This is a genomic window from Halomonas marinisediminis, assembly GCF_004347715.1.
Lineage (GTDB): Bacteria > Pseudomonadota > Gammaproteobacteria > Pseudomonadales > Halomonadaceae > Halomonas > Halomonas icarae.
Map to the genome: position 1 here is coordinate 1 of NZ_SLTR01000427.1, position 275 is coordinate 275.

Genomic DNA, 275 nt, shown 5'->3' on the forward strand with positions numbered 1-275 from the left:
GGAGCTCTGGAAACGCGACACCTTCACGGAAAAAACCGTGAGCAGATAGGAGAGCGTCAGATGGATCTGATCGCACAGCTCGAGGCGGAGCAAATTGCCGCCCTGGGGAAAACCATCCCCGACTTCAAGCCCGGCGACACCGTGCGCGTCGGCTACAAGGTGACCGAAGGCACCCGTACCCGTGTGCAGGCCTACGAAGGCGTCTGCATCAGCCGTAAGAACGGCAAGGGCATCGCGGGTTCGTTCACCGTTCGCAAGATTTCCTTCGGTGAGGG

1 protein-coding gene is annotated in these 275 nt (G+C 60.4%); it reads left to right on the plus strand.

What is annotated here, in order from left to right:
• Positions 1-60: 60 nt before the first annotated feature.
• Positions 61-275, plus strand: a 215-nt coding sequence (locus E0702_RS17270) for a 50S ribosomal protein L19 (RefSeq protein ID WP_132045756.1), incomplete at its 3' end; no start/stop codon positions are given.